4 protein-coding genes and 3 pseudogenes are annotated in these 5,836 nt (G+C 61.0%); 4 read left to right on the top strand and 3 right to left on the bottom strand.

Going from position 1 to position 5,836, the window contains the following annotated elements; translation table 11 throughout:
* Positions 1-376, bottom strand: a pseudogene (locus DH08_RS14020) (hypothetical protein); the annotation flags it as partial.
* Between the two features lie 122 nt (positions 377-498).
* On the bottom strand, positions 499-705 hold the full coding sequence (locus tag DH08_RS14025; protein WP_192179881.1) for a hypothetical protein: 207 nt from the start codon (positions 703-705) through the stop codon (positions 499-501).
* 114 nt (positions 706-819) lie between these two features.
* On the opposite strand from DH08_RS14025, the pseudogene DH08_RS14030 reads away from it, so the two are divergent.
* Positions 820-1,086: pseudogene (locus DH08_RS14030) on the top strand (DUF736 domain-containing protein); the annotation flags it as partial.
* Between the two features lie 144 nt (positions 1,087-1,230).
* A complete protein-coding gene (locus DH08_RS14035; RefSeq protein ID WP_192179882.1) occupies positions 1,231-1,374 on the top strand; it encodes a hypothetical protein in 144 nt (47 codons plus the stop codon).
* A gap of 88 nt (positions 1,375-1,462) precedes the next feature.
* Here DH08_RS14035 and DH08_RS14040 read toward each other — a convergent pair whose 3' ends face one another.
* Entirely contained in the window at positions 1,463-1,990 is a 528-nt protein-coding gene (locus DH08_RS14040; protein ID WP_192179884.1) for a Ros/MucR family transcriptional regulator, read from the bottom strand.
* A 346-nt stretch (positions 1,991-2,336) separates the two neighbouring features.
* Between DH08_RS14040 and DH08_RS14045 the strand changes: the two are divergent.
* A pseudogene (locus tag DH08_RS14045) lies at positions 2,337-2,684 on the top strand (DUF932 domain-containing protein); the annotation flags it as partial.
* 573 nt (positions 2,685-3,257) lie between these two features.
* The coding region (gene metH / locus DH08_RS14050) for a methionine synthase (RefSeq protein WP_246800834.1) at positions 3,258-5,836 on the top strand (2,579 nt) is incomplete at its 3' end.

The raw sequence follows: 5,836 nt of genomic DNA on the forward strand, positions 1-5,836 counted from the left end.
TCAGGAGAAGCGTGTCGCATTCTCCTTCATCGCGGCTTTTGTCCATCCTTACGATGAATTCACCGCGACTGAGGAGCCCCGTCATCTGGTCGTGGCTGGTTACGAAGGTGAGCCGGTCGTGCGCCTCTTTCAAGGCAGCATGCGACTTCTCCAACTTGTCACATGTTTCCTGGATCGTTTCGGACTGAGCGAAGATGTAGGCACTGACCGGCATTCCGATCAGAATGGGAATGAAGGTGCATTCGACCCAACTCAACCAGTCGATCGGCATCTGCAACGCAAGCCTAGCCGTAAACGACAGACCGAAGGTCGCAACGACTGCAATTGTCGTCACGACCAGTGATTTGCCCAGAATACGCTTGGTGCGCGGCGTCATATTGTTTCTTTAGACTTTAGCGCTGAATAGGCCGTTACCAAGTCGATTAAGATTATTCTGGCCTCGATGAGGGCGGTGATTTTTGCGATGGTTAAAATTCGAGTTTTTCGAATCTGCCGGCGTTAGTTTTCAAATGCTACCCCTTGAATATGCGTGGCCCAGGTTGGATTAGAGATATACGGCAGGCTGAAGCTCAGCAGGTGCGAGATCGAATCGCTCAGCTTGAATGCGAACTGATCAGTGCGTCCGCCGCCAGAGGCAAAGCCAAGTTGCAAAACGTTGGTCACGAGCTTCGCTGGCAGAAAGCTCAGCTTGAACGCCTCGAACAATGCATAGCCTGGATGCCTAAGCGGTTATGATACTGCGCTTAGATTAACTTGAGCGCATATATCGTCACCGGTGAACCTCCCCCGCAAGCCGGTTAGGCGGCGACCCAAGAGGCGACCGTCTCCCTCCAGGCCAAGAAGATCCGTATCGTTCCCGATACGCGCTCCAGCGGCGAAAACGCTCCCAGCCACCGGGTCTTCGTCGGCCGGATCGAGATCGGTGCCGCCTGGTCCAAGCAGTCCAATGAGGGCCGCAACTACCTGGGTCTCAAGCTCGACGATCCCAGCTTCACCGCTCCGATCTACGCCAACCTCGTCGAGGGTGCGGACGGTCAGGGCTACAGCCTCATCTGGTCACGACCGAACCGACGCAACGGCGACTGAACAACTTCGATATGACGCCCCGTATCCGGCGGGGCGTCATTTAGAAACCGGCCACTCAGCAGTTCAGAACCACAGCTTGACGAGTGATCCTTCATGTGAGGCCGCGATGGGCGCGGCCCGAGAAAAACAGAAGGAACCACCACAATGACTACCATCGGCACATTCTCGCGCACCGCGAAAGGCTTCTCCGGCTCGGTCAAGACCCCCAACCTCAACGTCAAGACGGTGACGTTCGCTCCCGCCGAAGGCGACTTCTCGCTCATCTGGTCCCGCCGCGCCGCAGATTGACCCGACCTAACACGAAGCCCCGCCGCGAGGTGGGGCTTCGCCATGTTCAGGTTCGCCGCCCGTTGGCACCTCTGTCAGGTGCAGCACACTATTTTGCGTGTGCCTTGCGCGTCTTCATCACCGGCGACTTAACTGCCGTGGGGGTCGTTGCAGCCGCTGCCGCGCGAGCGGGCCGTTTTGGTTTTTCAGCTGCGGCTGGGGCGGGCGCCGCCTTGCGCCCGAGTCCGATTGATTTCGCCATGGCCGAGCGGATGGCCGCGTAACTCGGCGCCACCATCGGATAGTCGGAAGGCAGGTTCCATTTCTGGCGGTATTGCTCGGGGCTCAGATTGTAATGCGTTGCGAGATGGCGCTTCAGGGATTTGAACTTTTTTCCGTCTTCCAGGCAGATAATGAAGTCCGGCGTCACTGACTTCCTGATTGACACCGCCGGTTCCTGCTTGACCGCAGTTTCCGTCGCCGGCGAGCCAATCCCTTGCAGAGCGGCATGGATATCGCTGATCAGCTTCGGCAGTTCGCCGACCGGCAGCGGATTGTTCGACACATAGGCGGCGACAATGTCGGCGGCAATCGACACGGTATCCAGTTGGCCGTCTTGTTCAGGAGAAATGGTCATCAAGTTTTCCTCTTGTCTTATCGGATGCACTAAAGAAGTTTGGTTTCCCCATTCCGCCAATCAGGCAAATAGTCCGTTTCCTTTCTACAATCCACATCTCTTACCAATATTATAACGGCAAGCTTCGCTTTCATCGTTCTGATCGGCTGCTGATAACCTTGCAGATCCGTTGGGAAGCGAGGAACTCCGCCTCGCTTCCCCGCCATCGCCGCCTATGCTTCGCTCGGCCGTGCAACCCGGCTCCGCGCGCCGGCATTGGCCCCCATCACTCCCGTGCGCTCACGCGCCCCCGGAAGGCATGCCGGGGGACATGCCTTTGGCATCAACGGAAAAAGGAGTGATCGCAATGAACATGACGACCATCATCAACGGCGAGAGCAACAGCCATCAGCACGCGGCTTCCAGCGGTTTTCGCGTCGACATCGCGCGGCGAGCGGATCGGGCGGGTTTCTTCGGAATGGTTCTCGCGTCCCGATGACGAGCGCTATCTGAGCCTCACCGAGCTTTATGATGCGGTGAAGCAGCGCGCGGACCGCGCCACCGCCCGCATCGTAGAGAGCCGCGCCGTGCGCGTGGAAGCCACCGCAACAATGCGGACCCACTTTCGCTCAATGTTCCCGGACAGGAGCGGCCGATAGCGCCGACGCATTGGAGCTTCGGCCAGCTTTGCAGCCTTGTCAGCGCACCGGCCACTACATGCGCACTCATAGGTGGCTGTGACCTTCGCGACGAACGGAAAAACGCAAGCAGAGCCAAATCGTTGCAATAGGCTTTAGCAATCCGCCCACCCGAGCGGCGCGGCGCCGGCGTGCGCCTGTTCACCCGCCGCGGGCTCGACTGGACATCAAGTACCGCCATGTCGCCAAGGCCGCGGGACGGATGCCGGAATTCCACGTCGCTACCCCTCTAGAATGTGCGAGGAGGGGTTGCTCGCAAAGGTTGGCTGCTGGCGGTATCGCACCGCAGAGTTAAACCAGGGTCCGCGCATGCAAATGCAATCCGCGCGGCCATGGTTGATGTCGGCGCGCCGCTTTCGGCTTGCCGGAGGATCGACATCGAGCCTCTCAGCATCACCGATTTTCGCAGCGACGGGCAGCGATGGATGCTGCGGGCAAGCGGCGTCATGGGAGTCAAGCCGGGAAGGACCACGTGACAGGGCAAGCGTGAATGCGGCGAAAACCGGCGTGACTCTGAGGTCGAGAGGGCGTATGTTGACATAAAGATGTCTTTATGTGACTAGGCGCGACTGTCGCCTTGAGGATGAAAAATGTCGCAAAGCTCCTCATCGCTGGATGACCTGTTCGGCCCCGTTGCGGCAACGCCCGACGGTTCGGAAGTGCTTGCGGCGCTGACCGTGGCGGCGCGCGAACGCATCCTCATCCTCGACGGCGCCATGGGCACGCAGATCCAGGGTTTGGGGTTCGATGAAAGCCAGTTCCGCGGCGAAGCGTTCGCCGGCTGCGCCTGCCATCAGCAAGGCAACAACGATCTGCTGATCCTGACCCAGCCGAAAGCGATCGAGGAGATCCATTATCGCTACGCTATCGCCGGCGCGGACATTCTCGAGACCAATACCTTCTCCTCGACCTCGATCGCTCAGGCCGATTACAGCATGGAGGATGCCGTCTACGCGCTGAACCGCGATGGCGCGCGGCTGGTGCGGCGAGCGGCGGAGAGGGCGCTGCAGGCGGACGGCAAGCGCCGCTTCGTCGCCGGTGCACTCGGGCCGACCAACCGCACCGCCTCCATGTCGCCGGATGTCAACAATCCCGGCTATCGCGCCGTGACGTTCGACGATCTGCGGCTCGCCTATGGCGAGCAACTGCGCGGCCTGATCGACGGCGGTGCCGACATCATCCTGATCGAGACCATCTTCGACACGCTGAACGCCAAGGCGGCGATCTTCGCCTGCAACGAGATTTTCATCGAGAAGGGCGTGCACCTGCCGGTGATGATCTCCGGCACCATCACCGACCTGTCCGGCCGCACGCTGTCCGGGCAGACGCCGACGGCCTTCTGGCACTCGGTGCGCCATGCCAGCCCATTCACCATCGGCCTCAACTGCGCGCTCGGCGCCAACGCCATGCGCGAGCATCTGGCGGAGATTTCCGGTGTCGCCAATACGTTTGTCTGCGCCTATCCCAACGCGGGCCTGCCCAATGAATTCGGTCAGTATGACGAGAGCCCGGAATTCATGGCCGCGCAGATTGAGGATTTCGCGCGCGAGGGACTGGTCAACGTCGTCGGCGGCTGCTGCGGCTCGACGCCCGATCACATACGCGCCATTGCCGAGGCGATGCGGAAATATCCGCCGCGCGCCATTCCGGACATCGAGCCGAAGATGCGCTTGTCCGGGCTGGAGCCGTTCACGCTGACCGACGAGATTCCCTTCGTCAATGTCGGCGAGCGGACCAATGTCACGGGATCGGCCAAGTTCCGAAAACTGATCTCGGCGGGCGACTATGTCGCTGCGCTCGACGTGGCCCGCGACCAGGTCGCCAACGGCGCCCAGATCATCGACATCAACATGGACGAGGGGCTGATCGATTCGAAGAAGGCGATGGTCGAGTATCTCAACCTGATCGCCGCCGAGCCGGACATCGCGCGTGTTCCGGTGATGGTCGACAGTTCGAAATGGGAGATCATCGAGGCCGGGCTGAAATGCGTGCAGGGCAAGCCGCTGGTCAACTCCATCTCGATGAAGGAAGGCGAGGAGGCGTTCCTGCACCACGCGAAACTCGTGCGCGCCTATGGCGCCGCCGTGGTCGTCATGGCTTTCGACGAGGACGGCCAGGCCGACACCAGGGCGCGCAAGGTCGAGATCTGCACCCGCGCCTACAAACTCCTGACCGAGCAAGCCGGCTTTCCGCCCGAAGACATTGTCTTCGACCCCAATGTCTTCGCCATCGCCACCGGCATAGAGGAGCACGACAATTACGGCGTCGACTTCATCGAGGCGACGGGCGAGATCACCGCGACGCTGCCGCTTGTCCATATCTCAGGCGGCGTGTCGAACCTGTCCTTCTCGTTCCGCGGCAACGAGCCGGTGCGCGAGGCCATGCATGCCGTGTTCCTCTACCATGCCATCCAGCGCGGCATGGACATGGGCATCGTCAATGCCGGCCAGCTTGCGGTCTACGACACGATCGAGCCGGAACTGCGCGAGGCCTGCGAGGATGTCGTGCTCAACCGCGTGCCCAAGGCCGGCGGTACTGCCACCGAACGCATGCTGGAGATCGCCGAACGCTTCAAGGGCACGGCCGGCCAGGAGGCCAAGGAGCGTGATCTCGCCTGGCGCGAATTGCCGGTCGAACAGCGGATCAGCCATGCGCTGGTCAACGGCATCACCGAATTCATCGACGCCGACACCGAGGAAGCGCGGCTTGCCTCCGAGCGCCCGCTGCACGTCATCGAAGGCCCGCTGATGGCCGGCATGAATGTCGTCGGCGACCTGTTCGGCGCCGGCAAGATGTTTTTACCGCAAGTGGTGAAGTCCGCGCGGGTGATGAAACAGGCCGTCGCAGGACTGTTGCCGCACATGGAGGCCGAGAAGGTGGCGAACGCCGCCAACGGCATCGACAATGGCGAGCGCCAGACGGCCGGCAAGATCCTGATGGCGACGGTGAAGGGCGATGTCCACGACATCGGCAAAAACATCGTCGGCGTGGTTCTCGCCTGCAACAATTACGAGATCATCGACCTCGGCGTCATGGTGCCGGCGGCAAAGATCCTGCAGACGGCGCGCGAGAGACAAGTCGACGGGAGCGGGAAAAAGCTGGGGGTCAAGCCGCAAGGGCAAACTTGGCTTGCTTCAATCGACCATCGGCAACCGCCGCGCGGACCTGA

This window comes from Mesorhizobium amorphae, from assembly GCF_014843845.1.
Classification (GTDB): domain Bacteria; phylum Pseudomonadota; class Alphaproteobacteria; order Rhizobiales; family Rhizobiaceae; genus Mesorhizobium; species Mesorhizobium amorphae_A.